The organism is Janthinobacterium sp. FW305-128, assembly GCF_020858135.1.
Taxonomy (GTDB): Bacteria; Pseudomonadota; Gammaproteobacteria; order Burkholderiales; family Burkholderiaceae_D; genus Janthinobacterium.
This window is the reverse complement of record NZ_JACYMK010000007.1, coordinates 263,132-280,725: the sequence shown is the minus strand read 5'-3', so window position 1 is coordinate 280,725 and position 17,594 is coordinate 263,132. Positions and strand designations below refer to the sequence as shown.

Here is a 17,594-nt window from a genome sequence, read left to right as displayed (position 1 = left end):
CACCGAACCATCCACCTTTGAATGGAGTACGCCATGTCCCTCTCGCCCGCCCTCTACGCCACCTGGTCCCCACGCTTGCTGGGCTTGCTGCGCATCATCCTCGGCTTCCTTTTCCTGCAACATGGCACGGCAAAACTGTTCGGTGCGCCGCACGTGGCCATGTTCGACGGCTTGCAACTGTTTTCCCTGATGGGCGCGGCCGGCGTCATCGAGCTGGTAGGCGGCAGCTTGCTGCTGCTCGGCCTGTTCACGCGCCCCGTCGCCTTCATCCTGTCGGGCCAGATGGCAGCCGCCTATTTCATCGCGCATGCGCCTGCCGGCTTTTTACCGATCCTGAACGGCGGCGAAATGGCCGTGATGTACTGCTTCACCTTCCTGTACTTCGCAGTTGCAGGCGCTGGCGCTTACAGCCTGGACGGTTTGCGCGGCAAGGCTGGCGCCGCATAAACGACCGGGCTAGCGCGAGCACTCCAACGGATAGGGCCGTTGCTCGATCACACCCTGCATGCGCAACGGCGCACTGCCGGCAACGGTCCTCACTTGCAGGGCCGGGGCCTGCATGGCGCCGTCGGGCAATACCCTGTCCTCGCAATGGCTTAACAAATTGGCCGGCCAGTCGCCGATCGACCAATGCGCCAGGCCCAGCGGATCGCCAGCCAGCTGCAACGGCGGGAGCGCATAATCTTGCGCCAGGCCCGTCATCATCCACGCCAGCGACAGGTCGGACAACGACCGTGAATCGGCGTAACCACCACCGATATCGGCATGCGATCCGGGAAACCAGAGTTCGCTGACGCTCGTGTAGTCCGCATTAATGGGCGGACACAGCAAGATGGGATGGAAGCGGCTGCGCTTTTCATCGCGCGACACGGCGTGCAGGATGCGGCGGATCGGCGGATAGGAATCGGACTTGTAGCGGTCGCCGTCCCTGCCGTCGCTCATTTCCTTGCACACACCGAAGTCCTTGAACAGGGAACCGGGCACGGTATCCCACAGGCCGAGAAATTGGATTTCCACCGGCACCACGGCTACCTTGAAACGTTCGCGCAGTTCTTTACCGGCGATCGGCTCCTGTCCCGGCCGCCACGCCTTCCACGCATCCACATAGGCTTCATCGTTCTTGCGCTTGACCACTTCGAGGATGGCGTTATCGCGCCGAAGCCGTTGTTCGATTTCGTCTTCCGACCTGGCCGGCACGCCCGCATAGGCGATCAGGCCAGCCAGTGCGCGGGCCTGGTGGGCGCCACGGCTGAAGCCCAAAATGTAGAGCTTGTCACCGGGGCGAAACGCCTGCGCGACGAAGTCATAGCCGCGCAGGATACGCGGCTCCATGCCAAGGCCGAGACTGGCGCCCAGCACGGGACTTTCGACGCTGCCCACGCCTTCGATATAGATGGCGCTGGTCTGCGCCTCGTCGGCATGGAGCACCGCATCAAAGACCCGGCGCACATTGGTCCCGGAGGCGCTGTCATTGCGCGTCCCATCCAGAAAGACAAAGATGTTTTTTGCCAGGGCGGGATCGCCCGTAAATACTTTCTCCGTCACCACCGGGTTGACGTGCTCGCCGCCGGCGGCAGCACAGGCGGACAGCAACGCCGCCAAGCCCGCTGCCAACACACTCCCTGCCATGCGCCTCAGTAGTGGCGATGCGTACCAGTTTGCCTTCATGACTGCTCCTTGTCGTGACTTCGTCTGCCCTGCACCGCTCCAGCATAGGCACACTCCAGGGACAGCCTTAGACATGGCGCAGACGTAGTGCGTGCGCGGCGAAAAAAAAGCGGACATCGCTGTCCGCTTTTTTTATGCATGCAACGATCCGTTTATACGGCGGAAACGTCCAGTTCCGCGCCCGTGGCCGCCTGCACTTGCTCCTTGGTCACGCCCGGCGCCAGTTCCACCAGCTTCAAGCCGTTTTCCGTCACGTCGATGACGCCCAGGTCGCTGATGATGACGTCGACCACGCCCACGCCCGTCAGCGGCAGGTCGCATTGTTTCAGCAGCTTGTGCGACGTCGTGCCATCCTTGGCCGTGGCCACGTGCTCCATCAGCACGACGACGCGCTTGACGCCGGCGACGAGGTCCATCGCGCCGCCCATGCCCTTGACCATTTTGCCTGGAATCATCCAGTTCGCCAGGTCGCCCTTTTCCGACACTTGCATGGCGCCCAGGATAGCCAGGTTGATCTTGCCGCCGCGAATCATGCCGAACGAATCGGCCGAGCTGAAGTAAGCGGCGCCGGGCAAGGCCGTCACCGTCTGCTTGCCAGCGTTGATCAGGTCGGCATCAACCTCATCTTCGGTGGGAAACGGGCCGATGCCCAGCAAGCCGTTTTCCGACTGCAAAAACACTTCGATATTGTCCGGCACATAGTTGGCCACCAGGGTCGGCAAGCCGATGCCCAGATTCACATAAAAGCCATCCTGCAATTCCTTTGCCGCGCGCGCGGCCATTTCATCTCTTGTCCAAGCCATGATCATCTCCCAATCTTGTATTTAGTCGGCGCGCACGGTGCGCTGCTCGATGCGTTTTTCCGGGTTCGCGTTGACCACGATGCGGTGCACGAAGATGCTCGGCGTGTGGACCTGGTCCGGGTCGATCTCGCCCACTTCGACCAGTTTTTCCACTTCCACGATGGTGATCTTGCCCGCCATGGCCACGTTCGGGTTGAAGTTGCGCGCCGTCTTGCGGTAGATCAGGTTGCCGGCGCGGTCGGCCATGTAGGCTTTGACCAGGGCCACGTCGGCCACGAGGCTGCGTTCCATCACGTATTGTTCGCCGTCGAATTCGCGCAGTTCCTTGCCGTCGGCAACGATGGTGCCCACGCCCGTCTTGGTGAAGAAGGCGGGGATGCCGGCGCCGCCGGCGCGCAGTTTCTCGGCCAAGGTGCCTTGCGGCGTGAATTCCAGCTCCAGTTCGCCGGCCAGGTACTGGCGCGCGAATTCCTTGTTTTCACCCACATAGGAGGCGATCATTTTCTTGATCTGGCGCGTGGTCAGCAACTGGCCCAGGCCGAAGCCGTCCACGCCCGCGTTGTTGGAAATGGCCGTCAGGCCCGTCACGCCCGAATCGCGCAAGGCGCCGATCAGGGCTTCGGGAATGCCGCACAGGCCGAAGCCGCCGACGGCGATGGTCTGGCCATCTTGGACGATACCGGCCAGCGCCGAGGCGGCGTCAGGATAAACTTTATTCATGGGTGTCCCTCTATCTTTTGTTAAGCTTTGGTCTTGAGTCCATGACTCAGGCAGCGTCTCAGCATAAAATACGCGAGTGGAAAGTACAATACCGTAGAACTACCGGCGCCGTGCCGGCAATCCCCCTGTGAGAGTGATACGTATCAGATGAACGCCGCGTCAGCCATCGATTATGAAAGCATCTTCCTGCACGCGCCCGTGGGCATGTGCATGTCGGAAAACCGCATCATGCGCAGCTGCAACGAAGCGCTGGCGGCCATGTTCGGCTATGCGCGCGCCCAGCTCGACGACCAGTCCTTCGAAGTACTCTACCCCACGCACGACGAATTCCTGCGCACGGGTGACCGCATCATCCCCATCATGAACGCCAGGGGCCGCTATTCGGACGAGCGCATCATGCGCCGCAGCAATGGAGAATTGTTCTGGTGCCACGTGACGGGCCACGCCATGCTGCCGAATCAACCGCTGGGAGCGGGCATCTGGACGTTCGAGGATGTCAGCGAGAAACGTCCCGTGACGGCGGAACTGACCCCGCGCGAGCGCGAAATCGCCGCCCTGCTGGTGGAAGGCAAGACCAGCAAGGTCATCGCCCGCCAGATCGACCTCAGCCCCCGCACGGTGGAAATGCACCGCGCCAAGCTGATGCGCAAATTTGCCGCCTCGACGTCGTCGGAGCTGGTGCACAAGCTGGTGGGCTTGCAGCTGCAGCGCTGAGGCGGACGTTTACGGCGTGCCGGCCTGCTCCCGCATTACTTTTTCGTACTTGATGATTTTCAGTACCCTGGAGTTGGCGAAATACTGGATGCAATTGAGCGGCGAATAGAAAATATCGGTCTTCCATTCGCCCGCGATCAATTCCTTGCCTGTCGGGTCGTCCGCAGGCTGGAAAATCGTATCGGCCAGAATGCGATGGACACCCGACACATTCGGTCCCGACTCATGCCACGTCGAACTGTGCATGACCACGAAATCGCCGGGATTGAGGATAGGCGTGACTTTGACGAACTGGATGTTGAAACTGTCAGGGTTGATTTCGCCGGCATCGCCGAGATAACCGAGTTTATGCGAGCCGACATAAAAACTCATCGCACCGTTATCCTCGTCCACACGGCTCAATGCGGTAAAAATGCTGCATTTGTTCAAGTTACCCAGGTGGTAACAGCTATCCTGGTGCAGGAATACCTTGTTCGGACTGAATGCATCCTTGATGACGAAGCGGTGATTGTATAGCGCCACGTCGGGACCGAATATGCGCGACAGCGTTGCGGCATACACCGGCGCGCGGTACATTTCCAGCAGTTTCTGCGGCAATTCCTCGGTCAGCGAAACGGGATTGGCCTGGCTGACATTGCGGCCGGCACGTAGCTTGGCATCATAAAAAATATCCCACTCATGCTGCCATTGCGCCAGCAGATCCGGTGCAATCGCATTACGCACGACAAAAACGCCTGTCTCCCGGAAAACCTCCGGCAGGAACTGCTCCCCGCTGATGCGCTGCAAGACGTCTTGGGTCTGCTCATTGACTACAGCCAGTGTCATCGCCACTCCTAGATAAAGCGGAACGTCAGTTCATTGTCTTGCGTGTTTTTGAACTTATTGCACTTCGCCAGCACGTTATATTTGATAGGAAACAGCTCGCGGTCAGGCGTTTCCAGGATATCAATTTCAATGATGTCGAAATCGCGCAGCAAGGCGCTCCAGCCATGCTCGGTAATGCGCCAGCAGTCCGGAATCGGACCATGGATGCGCCAGTTCAAGGGGGCGGAAATGAGCAGATAGCCTTCATGCTTGAGGATGCGGCGGATTTCCTTGACGGTGTCGAAGGGATTGAGCGTATGTTCGATCACTTCCAGGCAGACGACGCAATCATACGCGCTGTCGGCGATCGCCGAATTGACCTTGGTGATGTCGCCCACCAGCGTGGGGCTGTAAGTGTCGACGATATCAAAGGTGTCGACGCTGAAATTGCTGAAGTTTTCGCGCACGGTGGAGCGGTCCTGCGGCCCCACTTCCAGCAGCTTGCCCGTCTCACCGGCAAGCTTGGCGGCCGTTCTTGCCACAAAAGCGTTCAAGTGATCGCGTGCCAGCTGAAACGTGTCATTGTCAAACTTCGAAGGAGTTGCCATCGTAAAAATTCTCGTATAGTGGTTATGCCCGGACGCTATGCCGCAAGCAAAAACATCATAGCCGCTAATTTTCCCTGTGGCAACAATACCTTCCCTCTGCCGCTTACATGCTGGCCATGCCGCCATCGGCGGAGATAATCGCGCCATTGATGAAGTGCGAATCCTCGCCCGCCAGCAACAGCAGCAGGCCGTCGAGGTCCTCCGGCTTGCCCGGCCGTTTATTCGGCAGCATTTCGATCAGTTTCTTGCCCTGCTCGGTGGCAAAGTAATCCTCGTTGATTTCCGTGGAAATGTAGCCGGGGCAGATGGCGTTGGTGTTGATGCCATATTTACCCCATTCGACAGCCATGGCGCGCGTCATGTGCACCATGCCCGCCTTGCTCATGCAGTACACGCCGATCTGCGGCAGCACCTGCAAGCCGGCCATCGAGGCGATATTGATGATGCGGTGCTGTTTCTTCGGGTCGCCCTTGGCGCGCGCGATCATGCGCTTGGCCGTCTGCTGGGCCACGAAGAACGAACCGCGCAGATTGGTGTCCATCACGAACGAGTAATCTTCGGGCGTGACGTCGACCAGACGTTGCGTGGTGGAGACACCTGAATTGTTGACGAGGATATCGATGGGACCCGCTTCCGTTTCCGCATGGGCGATGGCCGACTTGATGCTGGCAAAGTCGGTCACGTCGAGCGACACCACGTGCGCGGCACCGCCGTCCGCTTCGATCTCGGCGCGCAATTCCTTCAGGCGTTCGGTGCGGCGCGACGCCAGCACGACCTGCGCGCCCGCCTGGGCCAGCACTTTCGCAAAGCGCGCGCCGAGGCCACTCGATGCGCCGGTAATCAGGGCAATCTTGCCCTCGAAATTGACTTCTATGCCCACGAGCTACTCCTGTTTTATTTTAAACAACACTTTACGCCATGCCCATGGCAATCGGGCAAATTCCCCCGCCGCGCACTCGAGCAAAAGTAAACGCCATCATTACACAAAATGGCCGGATTTAGATTGCGGCGAGGGGCAATGTCACGCAAAATGGCGCCAAAGTTGCAATCCTCGTCAAAAACAAGCACACTCGTGCTTAAATTTCCCCGATGATGCTTTATTCCCTATCCTTGCTACCTAATTGAGTGACTATAAATCGAGACCATGACACAGCCTAATAACTTAGTTGAACAGTACGGACCGCGCGAAACCATGGAGTATGACGTGGTGATCGTCGGCGGTGGCCCCGCAGGCCTGGCGGCGGCGATCCGCCTGAAGCAGCTGGCCGCTGATAAGAGCCAGGAAGTGTCCGTCTGCGTGCTGGAAAAAGGCGGCGAACTGGGCGCGCATATCCTGTCGGGCGCCATCATGGACCCGAAAGCGCTGACGGAATTGATTCCGAACTGGAAAGAACTGGGCGCGCCCCTGAACACCGAAGTAACGGAAGACCGCATCCTGTTCCTGACCGAAACGAAAGCGTACAAGACGCCAGGCTTCGCCGTGCCGGCCTGCTTTGAAAACCACGGCAACTACATCGTCTCCTTGGGCAATGTGGTGCGCTGGATGGGCCAGCAGGCGGAAAACCTGGGCGTGGAAATCTTCCCCGGCTTCCCTGCCGCGGAAATCCTCTACAACGACGACGGCTCCGTGAAAGGCGTGGCGACCGGCAACATGGGCGTCAAGCGCGACGGCGAGCCCGGTCCCGACTTCCAGCTGGGCATGGAATTGCACGCCAAATACACCCTGTTCGCCGAAGGCGCGCGCGGCCACCTGGGCAAGCAATTGATGGCCAAGTATGACTTGAACGCCGGCAAGGACCCGCAATCGTACGGCATCGGCATCAAGGAATTGTGGGAAATCGACCCGGCCCAGCACAAGCCGGGCCTGGTGATCCACTCGAGCGGCTGGCCGCTGGACACGAAAACCTATGGCGGTTCCTTCCTGTACCACCTGGAAAACAACCAGGTGATGGTCGGCTACGTGGTGGGCCTGAACTACGAAAACCCCTACCTGTCGCCGTACGAGGAATTCCAGCGCTATAAAACGCATCCGGAAATCCGCAAGTTCTTCGAAGGCGGCAAGCGCATCTCGTACGGCGCGCGGGCGATTGCGGCCGGCGGCCTGCAATCGCTGCCGAAGCTGGTGTTTGCCGGCGGCGCGCTGATCGGCTGCGATGCGGGCTTTTTGAACATGAGCCGCATCAAGGGCAGCCACGCGGCCATCAAGAGCGGCATGCTGGCGGCGGACGCGGCCTTCGGCGCGCTGGGCGAACAGCGCCAGCACGACGAACTGACGAGCTACCCTGTCGCGTTCGAGAAATCCTGGCTGCATGAGGAACTGCACGTGGCGCGCAACGTCAAGCCATGGCTGTCGAAAGGTTTGTACCTGGGCAGCCTGATGACGGGCATCGACCAGCTGATCTTCCGCGGCAAGGCGCCGTGGACCCTGCACCACTCGCATGGCGACCACGAATGCCTGAAACCGGCGGCCCAGTCGAAACCGATCGTGTATCCGAAACCCGATGGCAAGCTGACCTTCGACAAGATGTCGTCCGTGTTCATCTCGAACACGAACCACGCGGAAGACCAGCCCATCCACCTGACCTTGAAGAACGCCAGCGTGCCCGTCGATGTCAACCTGGCCACGTATGCGGGTCCGGAAGCGCGTTACTGTCCCGCCGGCGTGTACGAATTCGTGAAGAACGACGACGGCGCCGAACGCCTGCAGATCAATGCGCAAAACTGCGTGCACTGCAAAACCTGCGACATCAAGGACCCGACGCAGAACATCGTGTGGGTGACACCGGAAGGCGGCGGCGGCCCGAACTATCCGAATATGTAATTGTCATCGCATCATCGCGTCATCACGCGTAGCTGGACAACAGCGCGGCACCCTCGGGTGGCCGCGCTTTTTTTATCTGGCGATGTCACTGCAGCGTCAGACAGCACAGCACAGGCAAGATTCCGGCATCCCCCCACCACTTGCCGATGCCGGAATCTTTTACTTTCATTGCAATCTTTCTTGCCGCTGTGGCCTGCCAGGAACACCAAAATTTGTTCAATGATGCACTAGGGCAAAATTCCGTGGGGAAATTTTCTATTCGCCACTCCCAGCAGTTACAATTGCCGCTGGTACACTTTTCTTCCCTCTCATGAACGCTGACGCCACCCTGGAAACGCAACTCGACACCCAACTGGCGCTGGCGCTGAAAGCGCATCAGGCGGGCCACCTGGAAGAGGCGGAAGACCTGTATGTCGCCATCCTGCAAGCCCAGCCCTACCATGCCATCGCCAACCACAATATGGGTTTGCTGGCCGGCCAGGTAGGCCAGTTCCGGGCAGGACTGCCGTATCTGCGCAAGGCGCTGTCGGTCAATCCCGATGAAGGCCAGTTCTGGCTATCGCTTGCCGACGGCTTGCTCAAGGCGGGCGAACGGGACGAAGCGCTCGACATCATCGATACGGCCATCGGCCGCGGCCTCGATAACGACCAGGCGCAAACCTTGCGCGCACGTATCGCCACGGCGATTGCTGCCGCGCCCACGGCCGACGAATGCCAGCACGTGGTGGCGCTGTACCAGGCGGCACGGTATGTGGAAATGGAAACGGCCACCCGGGCGCTGATTGCGCGCTACCCCACCTCCGATTTTGCCTGGAGCGTACTCGGCACCGTCCTGCAGGCGCAGGGCAAGGATGCCCTCGACGCGCTGCAAACCACTGTCCAGCTCACCCCGTATGACGCCGAAGCCCATTGCAATCTGGCCAATGCGTGGCAGGCACGCGGGGAACATGCGCAAGCGGTCCAGTCCTACCAGCAGGCGTTGCAGTTCAATCCGGCATTCGCCGAAGCGCACAGCAACCTGGGCGGCGCCCTGCTGGCGCTCGGCGCCCTGGCGGAAGCGGAAGACGCCTATCTGCAGGCCATTGCCCTGCGGCCCGACTATGGCATGGCGCACTTTAACCTGGGCAATACGCGCAAGGCGCGTGGCGACCTCGACGGTGCCGTCGGTGCCTACAATGCCGCCCTGGCAAGCATGCCCGGCGACGCCGAAGTGCTCTGCAACCTGGGCAATGCCCTGCAGGCGCTGGAGCGCAATGAGGAAGCGGCCGACAGCTATCGCCGCGCGCTGGCTCTCGAGCCCCGGCTGGTGATGGCGCACAGCAACCTCGGCGCCGCGCTACAGAATCTGGAGCAGTACGCGCAGTCGGAAGCGAGCTACCGCACGGCCTTGTCGCTGGCGCCGCGCCATGCGGACCTGTGGAATGGCCTGGGCAACAGCCTGCAGTCGCAGCAGCGGCTCGACGACGCCGCCGATGCCTATCGTCAGGCGCTGGCAGTGCAGCCCGACTATTCCCAGGCCCACTCCAACCTGGGCGGCGTGCTGGTGAGCCTGGGCGAATTCGATGCGGCGATCGCCAGCTATCGCCGGGCCCTGGAGCTCCAGCCGGACAGCGCCGACGCGCACACCCAGCTGGGCCTGGGCCTGCAATCGGTCGGCGAACTCGACGAAGCGCTGGCCCTGCACCAGCGTGCGGTACAGCTGGCGCCAGACAAGCTGCAGGCGCACACCTGCCTCGGACATTGCCTCAAGCAAATGCGCCGCTTTGAGGAAGCGCAAGTCGCTTACCGGCAAGCGCTCGCCCTGGCGCCCGATGTCGCCAACCTGCACAATGACCTGGCCATCGCCGTGCAGGACGCCGGCGATTATCCCGAGGCGATCCGCATCTACCAGCACGCGCTGGAACTGGACCCGCGCTCATCGCTGATCCATTGCAACCTGAGCGTGGCGTTCGAAGATAGCGGCCAGTCGGAACAGGCGCTCGAGTATCTGCAGCGCGCACGCGACATCGCGCCCGACTCCAGCCGCGTTCACTTTACGATGGGCAATTGCCTGCGCTCGCTGAAGCGCTACGACGAAGCGCTGGCCAGCTATGCGCGCTCGCTGGAAATCCAGGACGACTTCATCGGTTCCCACTTGAATACCTGCGCGACCTACAGCGAGATGGGGCGCACCGACGACGCCGTCCAGGCATGCCGCACGGCTCTGGCCAGGTATCCGCAGTACGATGAGGTCTACAGCAACATGCTGTTCGGCCTGTCGCACATGCATGCCGACGACCCTGCCGCCATGGTGGCCGAGCATTTCGGCTTCGGCGAGCGCTACGAAACGCCGCTGCGCGCCGCGTGGCAGCCGCACGCGAACGAGCGCGACCCGCAGCGCCAGTTGAAGATCGGCCTGGTCTCGGGCGACTTCTGCAACCATGCCGTGGCGCATTTCATTACGCCCCTGCTCGAGGAACTGGTGGCGATGCCGCAGTTTTCGCTGTATGCGTACTATAACAATAGCCGCGTCGACAATGTCACCATGCGTATCGCGCAACTGCTGCCCAACTGGCTGCCAGTGACCCACCTGAGCCAGGAAAAGCTGGCCGAGCGCATCCGCGCCGACGGCATCGACATCCTGATCGACCTGTCCGGGCATACGGCCAAGAATTGCCTGCTGGCCTTTGCCCGCAAGCCGGCGCCCATACAGATGAGCTGGATCGGCTATCCGCTGACCACGGGCCTGCAGGCCATGGATTACTACCTGAGCGACCGTCATTTCTCGCCGCCGGAGACATTCGCCAGCCATTTCACGGAAAAACTGATCTTCCTGCCGACCATCGCCCCATTCCTGCCATCCGAAAATGCGGACGGCATCCTGCCGGCGCCCGTGCTGAAGAACAAATACCTGACTTTCGGCAGCTTCAACCGCCCTAACAAGCTCAACCGCCAAACCATCGCGCGCTGGGCCAGGGTCTTGCGCGCCATCCCGGACGCCAGGATGCTGCTGGCCGCCATGCCGGCGCCCGGTCCCCACCCCGGGCTGACGGCGTGGTTCGCCGAAGAAGGCATCAGCGCCGACCGGCTAATTTTTGAACCGCGCGCCAACATGGCCAACTTCCTGGCCATGCATCACCGCGTCGACATGTGCCTCGATACGGCGCCATACGGTGGCGGCACCACCACCTTCCACGGCTTGTGGATGGGCGTGCCCACCCTCACCGTTGCCGGACCGACCGTACCGAGCCGCGCCGGCACCTCGATTCTGCGCCACGTGCAGCTGGAGGAATTCATCGCCCGCGATGACGAGGAATTTGTCAGCAAGGCCCTGTACATGGCGGCCAACCCCATGCTGCTGGGCGCCTACCGCTTCAGCACCCGGCACCGCCTGGCGCAAACGGCGCTGGGCCAGCCGAAGTTGATTGCGGAAGGCCTGGCCAACAGCCTGCGCCTGGCCTGGCAGCGCTGGTGCAAAGACTTGCCGCCAGTCAGCTTCGACGCGCCGCTCGACAGTCAGTTGCCCGGGGAGATAGCGGCATGAGCGACGCCAAACCCATCTACGTCACCCAGCCGCTGCTGCCGGACCTGCAGGATTTCCTGCCCTACCTGGAAAGCATTTGGGAAAACAAGATCCTCACCAATGGCGGCCCCTTCCACCAGCAGCTGGAAAAAGCGCTGTGCGACTACCTGGGCGTGCGGCATATCTGCCTGTTTACCAATGGAACGCTGGCATTGATGACGGCCTTGCAAGCCTTGCGCGTGAAGGGCGAAGTCATCACGACGCCGTATTCCTTCGTTGCCACGGCCCATTCGCTGCTGTGGAATGACATCAAGCCCGTCTTCGCCGACATCGATGCGCGCACGCTGAACCTCGATCCGGCGCGCATCGAGGCGGCCATCACGGCGCAGACCACGGCCATCATGCCCGTGCACTGCTATGGCCAGCCCTGCGATGTCGACGCCATCCAGAAGATTGCCGACAATTACGATCTGAAGGTCATCTATGACGCCGCGCATGCGTTCGGCGTGCGCCATGGGGGCACCAGCGTCCTCAATTACGGCGACCTGTCCGTGATCAGCTTTCATGCGACGAAGATCTTCAACACCTTCGAAGGCGGCGCCATCGTCTGCCCGGACGCCAAGACCAAGCAGCGCATCGACCATCTGAAAAATTTCGGCTTTGTCGACGAAGTCACCGTCGTCGCCGCCGGCATCAACGGCAAGATGAGCGAAATCAATGCCGCCTTCGGCCTGCTGCAGCTGAAGGGCATCGACCAGGCGCGGCAACAGCGGCGCAGCATCGACGCCCACTACCGCGAGCGTCTGGCCGGCGTCGCGGGCATCACCTGCCTGGAAGCGGCCGACGCCGAAGCGGCCAATCACGCCTACTTTCCCATCCTCGTCGGGCCCGACTATCCGCTGGCGCGCGACGCGCTGTTCCAGCGGCTGCGCGATCACGAAATCTACGCGCGGCGCTATTTCTACCCGCTCATCAGCGATTTCCCCATGTACCGCGGCATGCCGTCCGCCGCGCATGCCAATCTGCCGGTCGCGCGCCAGGCCGCATCCCAGGTGATCTGCCTGCCGATCTACCCGGCCCTCGAGCTGTCGAGCGTGGACGCGATCACCGCCCTGATCGCCGGGGCGGCCTGAGCGCCCCGCCCTTCCCTATTGACCCAGACCGAACGGCCACCGCATGCCCCACTACGCCCACCTTACCGCGATCGCCTACCACCTGCCGCAGGCGATCCTGACGAATGCCGCGCTGGAACAGGAGTTCATCGACTGGCCGGCGCAAAAAATCCTCGACAAGACGGGCATTGCGCAACGGCATATCGCCGCGGAACATGAAACGGCCAGCGACCTGGCCTTCCATGCCGCGGAAAAGCTGTTCGCCACGCATGACGTCGCGCGCGGCGACATCGATTTCCTGATCCTGTGCACGCAGGCGCCCGACTACCTGCTGCCCAGCAGCGCCTGCGTGCTGCAGCAACGGCTTGGCTTGCCGACCTCCTGCGGCGCGCTCGACATCAACCTCGGCTGTTCCGGCTACGTCTACGCGCTGGCCATGGCCAAGGGCCTGATCGAGAGCGGCATCCGCAAGAAAGTGCTGCTGCTGACGGCAGACACCTATTCCAAGTACATCAACGCGCGCGACCGCAGCGTACGCACGCTGTTCGGCGACGGCGCCGCCGCCAGCGTGATCGCCGGCGGCGCGCCCGAACTGGCGCTGGGGCCTTTCGTCCTGGGCACGGATGGCAGCGGCGCGAACAACCTGATCGTGCCGGCCGGCGGCATGCGCACGGCCCGCAGCGCGGCCACCGCCATGCCCGTCGAAGATGCGTCCGGCAACTGGCGCAGCCAGGACGACCTGTTCATGGATGGCGCGCAGATCGTCCAGTTCACCTTGGGCGCCGTGCCGCGTACAATGCAGGAGCTGCTGGACACGGCCGGCAAGACCCTCGATGACATCGATCATGTGATCTTCCATCAGGCAAACAAATTCATGCTTGACGCCTTGCGCCGCAAAATACGCATTCCGGAAGACAAATTTGTGATTGAAATCGATACTGTCGGCAATACCGTCTCCTCGACCATTCCCATCGCCATTGCCCGCGCGCGCGCCTCGGGACGCATCGTGCCGGGCGACACGGCCCTGCTGCTGGGCTTTGGCGTCGGCTATTCCTGGGCCGGCACGCTGGCGCGCCTGTAGGCGCCCGCGCATCTGCGTACTGAACTTCTCTGAAAGGAAACACAATGCAAGAATTTTTCAACGGCATGGCCGACATCCTGGAAATCGACGCCGACAAAGTCGTGCCGGCCCTGAAACTGGGCGATTACGCCTGGGATTCGCTGGCCATCATTTCCACCATCGCCCTGGCCGATGAGCTGTTCGATCAGATGCTCGAAGGCCAGGCCCTGGCCAATTGCGAGACCCTGGCCGACGTGCTGGCATTGATCGCCGTCAAGGTCTGACCATGTCCAGCCAGCGCCTGGAATCGGGACTGCCCTTCAGCACCGCCCATCTGGCCATGCGCGGCGTGGTGTGCGCGCTGCCGCGCACGCAAGTCCACAATGCCGACCTGGCCGAGCGCTTCGGCGCCGAGGCGGTGGCCGACGTGAGCAAGATGATCGGCGTGCAGTCGCGCCGCCGCGCCGCCGATGGCCAGACGACGGCCGACCTGTGCCAGGCGGCGGCACAAACCCTGCTCGACGATCTGGGCTGGGAGCGCGACAGCATCGACGCCCTGATCTTCATCTCGCAAACCCCCGATTACGTGCTGCCGGCTACCGCCTGCGCCCTGCATGGACGGCTGGGCCTGCACAAGGCTTGCGCCGCCTTCGACATCAACCTCGGCTGCTCGGCCTACGCGTATGGCCTGTGGCTGGCGGCGAAGATGCTCGACGGCCAGGCCATGTGCCGCATCCTGCTGCTGGTGGGCGACACCATCAGCAAGACCGTCGATGAGACCGACCGCGCCACCGCGCTGCTGTTTGGCGACGCCGGCACGGCCACGGCGCTGGAATTCGATGCGGCGGCGGCGCCCGCCCATTTCATCGTCGGCAGCGACGGCGGCGGCGAACGGCACCTGATGATGGCTGCCAGCGCCTGCCGCCCCTACGCCGGCGACGATGCGCGCCTGGCGCAGCGCGATCCCGCCAAGCTGTACATGGACGGCGGCGAAATCTTCAATTTCACGCTGAAGAGCATTCCGCCGCTGGTGGCGGACCTGCTGCGCCTGGCAAACCGCACGAGCGACGAAATCGATGCCTTCCTGTTTCACCAGGCAAATACCTTCATGCTCAAGCACATTATCAAAAAAGCCAAATTGCCAGCCGGGCGCGCACCGATCAACATGGACCGCTATGGCAACACGTCCAGCGCCTCCATCCCCCTGCTGATCGCCGACAGCCTGGGAGCGGCGGCACAGGGCCAGACCATCGCCATGTTCGGCTTTGGCGTCGGCTATTCCTGGTCGGCGGCCGTGCTGGGCCTGCAATCGCTGACCGTCAACCGCCTTATCGAAGTCTGAACCATGATCTTTCAACCCGACATGCTGGCCGGCCAGCGCATCCTCGTCACCGGCGCCTCGTCCGGCATCGGCCGCGACACGGCCCTGCTGCTGGCGCGCTGCGGCGCGCAACTGCTGATCAGCGGACGCGACCCGGCTCGCCTGGAGCAAACCCTGCAGGCCCTCGACGGCAGCGGCCACCGGGCCGAAGTGCTCGAACTCGACGGCGGCGACCACATCGTCGACTTCCTCAGGCAAGCCACGCTTGAGGCGCCCTTGAACGGCATCTTCCATGCGGCCGGCATCGAGTTATTGCGCCCGGTCAAATTGTCCAAGGCGCAACAGTTTGACGACGTCTTCGCCTCCAGCGTCAAGACGGCGCTGGCGCTGGCGCGCGGCGCCGCCCTGCGCGGCGTGCTCAGCGATGGCGCCGCCCTGCTCTTCATGTCATCCGTGGCGGGCCAGAGCGGCCAGTCCGGCATGAGCGTGTATTCGGCGGCCAAGGCCGCCATTGACGGCCTGGTGCGCGCCCTGGCCGTGGAACTGGCGCCGCGCGGCATGCGCGTCAACAGCATTGCCGCCGGCGCCGTCGAAACGGAAATGCACGCGCGCCTGAGCCGTGGCTTGCCTGACGAGGCCATGCGCGCCTACGCGGAGCGCCATCCGCTCGGCTTCGGCCGCAGCAGCGACATCGCGCAGACGGCGGCCTTTTTGCTGTCGCCGGCGGCGCGCTGGGTCAGCGGCGCCACCTGGGCCGTCGACGGCGGCTACCTGGCCCGTTAGGAGTATTCATGCAAACCATCCTCATCGTCGGCGCCGGACGCTTCGCCCGAGAATTGCTGTGCTGGCTGGAAGACAGCCTCGACCCGGCCACGGCCCGCATCGGCGGCTTGCTCGACGACACGCTGCCGCCCGCGCCCATGCTCGACGCCGACTACCCGTACCCCGTGCTGGGCAGCATCAGCGACTACCGGCCGGCGGCCGGCGAGGCGCTGCTGCTGGCCATCGGCGCACCGAAAGCCCGGCTGGAAGTGGCGCTGGCGCTGGCCGCGCGCGGCGCCCGTTTCCATACGCTGATCCATCCCAGCGCCGTGGTAGCCCGCACGGCCCGCATCGGCCAGGGCGCCGTCGTCTGCCCGTTCGCCCTCGTCTCGGCGGGCAGCGAGCTGGGCGACTATGTCACCATCAACAGCTACGCCAGCGTCGGCCATGACGCGGTGCTGGAACGGGGCTGCACGCTCAGCTCGCACGTCGACATCACGGGCGGCGTGCATCTGGGCCAGGCCGTCATGGTCGGCTCGGGCGCATCCATCCTGCCACGCGTGAGCGTCGGCGCCGGCGCCACGGTCGGCGCCGGCGCCGTCGTCATGCGCCGCGTGGCCGCCGGCGCCACCGTTTACACGCCACCGGCAAAGACATTATGAGCACCATCTCCGAAACGCGGCAGCTGCGCGACCAGTTCTGGCACTTGCTGTGCCACCGCAGCGAATTGCCGGCCAGCGGCGACTATCTGAAACTCGACTGGCTGGGCGAGGAAGTGGTCGTCTACAACGACCAGGGCGAGCTGATCGCCTTCGACAATCTGTGTCCGCACCGCGGCACGCGCTTCTTCACCGAAAAACGCGGCAATGCGCCGCTGGCCTGCCCCTACCATGGCTGGGCCTACCGGGCCGGCGCCATGCACATCCCCTGCCGCGAACGCTACGCGCCGGCCGAGCTGGACAATGCCCGCCTGCAGGTGCTGCAGCTGGACTGGTGCGCCGATTTCCTGTTCGCCTCGCCACAGCCGCGCATGCCACTCGAAGCGCAGCTGGGCGAGACCCAGGCCACCTTGGAAAACATTTCCTTCAACGTCGCCGGCCTGGGCGATTTCAACGCCTATGACTATGAGTGCGACTGGCGCATCGCGCTGGAAAATGCGCTCGAGCCGCTGCACGTGCCGTTCGTGCACCCGGAATCGCTGGCGCAACTGCAACTGGACGACGGCGAAAACCGTTTCACGGACTGGACGTCGACATGGGAAGCGGGCCTGGGCAACGCCGGCATGGCCAGGAAACTGCGCTCCGTCAAACGCCTGTTCCAGCTCGACAGCCAGTTCGAGGGCTACCAGAGCCTGTACCTGTTCCCGTTTACCATGCTCTCGTCGACGTTTTCATATTCGTATTCGCTGCAGCATTTCTTTCCGTCAACGCAAGCGCAGCGCACGCATTTCTCCAGCCGCCTGCTCATGGCCGCAACCAAGCCCGCCGCCAGCGCTACGCTGCAGGGCTTTTTCGACTCGAGCGCGCAGATGAATCGCCAGGTATTCGAGGAAGACCATGCCATCTGCAAGCGCATAGCCGTGCAGGCGGCCGACAGCGCGCGCTTCAAGATCCTTTCCAGCGACGAGGCAAAGATCGCGCATTTCCGGGCCTGCCTCGCGGCGGCAAGCAAGTCTTAGGGGGCTGGCGGCGGCCTCGCC

General features: G+C 62.7%; 17 protein-coding genes. 11 read left to right on the top strand and 6 right to left on the bottom strand.

Annotation, left to right across the window (positions count from 1 at the left end; translation table 11 throughout):
• Positions 1 to 33 precede the first annotated feature (33 nt).
• Positions 34 to 447, top strand: a complete 414-nt coding sequence (locus IGS60_RS16765) for a DoxX family protein (protein WP_230505574.1) — start codon at positions 34 to 36, stop codon at positions 445 to 447.
• Positions 448 to 456: 9 nt separating this feature from the next.
• Here the strand turns inward: IGS60_RS16765 and IGS60_RS16760 are convergent, their stop codons facing one another.
• The 3 genes from IGS60_RS16760 to IGS60_RS16750 all read right to left on the bottom strand — a co-directional run bounded on the left by IGS60_RS16760 (position 457) and on the right by IGS60_RS16750 (position 3,191).
• The gene (locus tag IGS60_RS16760; RefSeq protein WP_230505573.1) at positions 457 to 1,668 is read right to left on the bottom strand and encodes a DUF2235 domain-containing protein; all 1,212 of its coding nucleotides are present in this window, start codon (positions 1,666 to 1,668) and stop codon (positions 457 to 459) included.
• 152 nt (positions 1,669 to 1,820) lie between these two features.
• Positions 1,821 to 2,471, bottom strand: coding sequence for a CoA transferase subunit B (locus tag IGS60_RS16755; RefSeq protein ID WP_070221586.1), 651 nt, complete (start codon positions 2,469 to 2,471; stop codon positions 1,821 to 1,823).
• Between the two features lie 21 nt (positions 2,472 to 2,492).
• Positions 2,493 to 3,191, bottom strand: coding sequence for a CoA transferase subunit A (locus IGS60_RS16750; RefSeq protein ID WP_070289089.1), 699 nt, complete (start codon positions 3,189 to 3,191; stop codon positions 2,493 to 2,495).
• A gap of 147 nt (positions 3,192 to 3,338) precedes the next feature.
• Here IGS60_RS16750 and IGS60_RS16745 point away from each other — a divergent pair, with 147 nt between their 5' ends.
• On the top strand, positions 3,339 to 3,905 hold the full coding sequence (locus tag IGS60_RS16745) for a LuxR C-terminal-related transcriptional regulator (protein ID WP_070221561.1): 567 nt from the start codon (positions 3,339 to 3,341) through the stop codon (positions 3,903 to 3,905).
• Between the two features lie 9 nt (positions 3,906 to 3,914).
• Here the strand turns inward: IGS60_RS16745 and IGS60_RS16740 are convergent, their stop codons facing one another.
• From IGS60_RS16740 to IGS60_RS16730, 3 genes are all read right to left on the bottom strand, one after another.
• A complete protein-coding gene (locus IGS60_RS16740; RefSeq protein ID WP_070289088.1) occupies positions 3,915 to 4,730 on the bottom strand; it encodes a phytanoyl-CoA dioxygenase family protein in 816 nt (271 codons plus the stop codon).
• An 8-nt stretch (positions 4,731 to 4,738) separates the two neighbouring features.
• Entirely contained in the window at positions 4,739 to 5,317 is a 579-nt protein-coding gene (locus IGS60_RS16735) for a bifunctional 2-polyprenyl-6-hydroxyphenol methylase/3-demethylubiquinol 3-O-methyltransferase UbiG (RefSeq protein WP_070221563.1), read from the bottom strand.
• Positions 5,318 to 5,420: 103 nt separating this feature from the next.
• Complete coding sequence (locus IGS60_RS16730) at positions 5,421 to 6,197, bottom strand: SDR family oxidoreductase (protein WP_070221564.1); 777 nt, start codon at positions 6,195 to 6,197, stop codon at positions 5,421 to 5,423.
• A 264-nt stretch (positions 6,198 to 6,461) separates the two neighbouring features.
• Here IGS60_RS16730 and IGS60_RS16725 point away from each other — a divergent pair, with 264 nt between their 5' ends.
• From IGS60_RS16725 to IGS60_RS16685, 9 genes are all read left to right on the top strand, one after another.
• The gene (locus IGS60_RS16725; RefSeq protein WP_175445164.1) at positions 6,462 to 8,138 is read left to right on the top strand and encodes an electron transfer flavoprotein-ubiquinone oxidoreductase; all 1,677 of its coding nucleotides are present in this window, start codon (positions 6,462 to 6,464) and stop codon (positions 8,136 to 8,138) included.
• Between the two features lie 310 nt (positions 8,139 to 8,448).
• Complete coding sequence (locus IGS60_RS16720) at positions 8,449 to 11,661, top strand: tetratricopeptide repeat protein (RefSeq protein WP_230505572.1); 3,213 nt, start codon at positions 8,449 to 8,451, stop codon at positions 11,659 to 11,661.
• On the top strand, positions 11,658 to 12,773 hold the full coding sequence (locus IGS60_RS16715) for a DegT/DnrJ/EryC1/StrS aminotransferase family protein (RefSeq protein ID WP_070289085.1): 1,116 nt from the start codon (positions 11,658 to 11,660) through the stop codon (positions 12,771 to 12,773). Before IGS60_RS16720 ends, IGS60_RS16715 begins: the two co-directional genes overlap by 4 nt.
• A gap of 43 nt (positions 12,774 to 12,816) precedes the next feature.
• Positions 12,817 to 13,833: a ketoacyl-ACP synthase III gene (locus IGS60_RS16710; protein ID WP_121669197.1), complete on the top strand. Its 1,017-nt coding sequence runs from the start codon at positions 12,817 to 12,819 to the stop codon at positions 13,831 to 13,833.
• Positions 13,834 to 13,877: 44 nt separating this feature from the next.
• Entirely contained in the window at positions 13,878 to 14,096 is a 219-nt protein-coding gene (locus IGS60_RS16705; RefSeq protein ID WP_121669196.1) for an acyl carrier protein, read from the top strand.
• Between the two features lie 2 nt (positions 14,097 to 14,098).
• The gene (locus IGS60_RS16700) at positions 14,099 to 15,154 is read left to right on the top strand and encodes a ketoacyl-ACP synthase III (protein WP_070300386.1); all 1,056 of its coding nucleotides are present in this window, start codon (positions 14,099 to 14,101) and stop codon (positions 15,152 to 15,154) included.
• A gap of 3 nt (positions 15,155 to 15,157) precedes the next feature.
• Positions 15,158 to 15,916, top strand: a complete 759-nt coding sequence (locus IGS60_RS16695; RefSeq protein ID WP_070289083.1) for an SDR family NAD(P)-dependent oxidoreductase — start codon at positions 15,158 to 15,160, stop codon at positions 15,914 to 15,916.
• A gap of 8 nt (positions 15,917 to 15,924) precedes the next feature.
• Entirely contained in the window at positions 15,925 to 16,557 is a 633-nt protein-coding gene (locus IGS60_RS16690; RefSeq protein ID WP_070220049.1) for a NeuD/PglB/VioB family sugar acetyltransferase, read from the top strand.
• Positions 16,554 to 17,573, top strand: coding sequence for a Rieske 2Fe-2S domain-containing protein (locus tag IGS60_RS16685; protein WP_230505571.1), 1,020 nt, complete (start codon positions 16,554 to 16,556; stop codon positions 17,571 to 17,573). The genes IGS60_RS16690 and IGS60_RS16685 overlap by 4 nt, the downstream gene beginning before the upstream one ends.
• Positions 17,574 to 17,594 lie beyond the last annotated feature (21 nt).

Excerpts from the sequence above, each read along its gene's own strand:
- IGS60_RS16765 (WP_230505574.1), top strand. The coding sequence starts at position 34 with ATGTCCCTCTCGCCCGCCCTCTACGCCACCTGGTCCCCACGCTTGCTG.
- IGS60_RS16760 (WP_230505573.1), bottom strand. The coding sequence starts at position 1,668 with ATGAAGGCAAACTGGTACGCATCGCCACTACTGAGGCGCATGGCAGGG.
- IGS60_RS16755 (WP_070221586.1), bottom strand. The coding sequence starts at position 2,471 with ATGGCTTGGACAAGAGATGAAATGGCCGCGCGCGCGGCAAAGGAATTG.
- IGS60_RS16750 (WP_070289089.1), bottom strand. The coding sequence starts at position 3,191 with ATGAATAAAGTTTATCCTGACGCCGCCTCGGCGCTGGCCGGTATCGTC.
- IGS60_RS16745 (WP_070221561.1), top strand. The coding sequence starts at position 3,339 with ATGAACGCCGCGTCAGCCATCGATTATGAAAGCATCTTCCTGCACGCG.
- IGS60_RS16740 (WP_070289088.1), bottom strand. The coding sequence starts at position 4,730 with ATGACACTGGCTGTAGTCAATGAGCAGACCCAAGACGTCTTGCAGCGC.
- IGS60_RS16735 (WP_070221563.1), bottom strand. The coding sequence starts at position 5,317 with ATGGCAACTCCTTCGAAGTTTGACAATGACACGTTTCAGCTGGCACGC.
- IGS60_RS16725 (WP_175445164.1), top strand. The coding sequence starts at position 6,462 with ATGACACAGCCTAATAACTTAGTTGAACAGTACGGACCGCGCGAAACC.
- IGS60_RS16720 (WP_230505572.1), top strand. The coding sequence starts at position 8,449 with ATGAACGCTGACGCCACCCTGGAAACGCAACTCGACACCCAACTGGCG.
- IGS60_RS16715 (WP_070289085.1), top strand. The coding sequence starts at position 11,658 with ATGAGCGACGCCAAACCCATCTACGTCACCCAGCCGCTGCTGCCGGAC.
- IGS60_RS16710 (WP_121669197.1), top strand. The coding sequence starts at position 12,817 with ATGCCCCACTACGCCCACCTTACCGCGATCGCCTACCACCTGCCGCAG.
- IGS60_RS16705 (WP_121669196.1), top strand. The coding sequence starts at position 13,878 with ATGCAAGAATTTTTCAACGGCATGGCCGACATCCTGGAAATCGACGCC.
- IGS60_RS16700 (WP_070300386.1), top strand. The coding sequence starts at position 14,099 with ATGTCCAGCCAGCGCCTGGAATCGGGACTGCCCTTCAGCACCGCCCAT.
- IGS60_RS16695 (WP_070289083.1), top strand. The coding sequence starts at position 15,158 with ATGATCTTTCAACCCGACATGCTGGCCGGCCAGCGCATCCTCGTCACC.
- IGS60_RS16690 (WP_070220049.1), top strand. The coding sequence starts at position 15,925 with ATGCAAACCATCCTCATCGTCGGCGCCGGACGCTTCGCCCGAGAATTG.
- IGS60_RS16685 (WP_230505571.1), top strand. The coding sequence starts at position 16,554 with ATGAGCACCATCTCCGAAACGCGGCAGCTGCGCGACCAGTTCTGGCAC.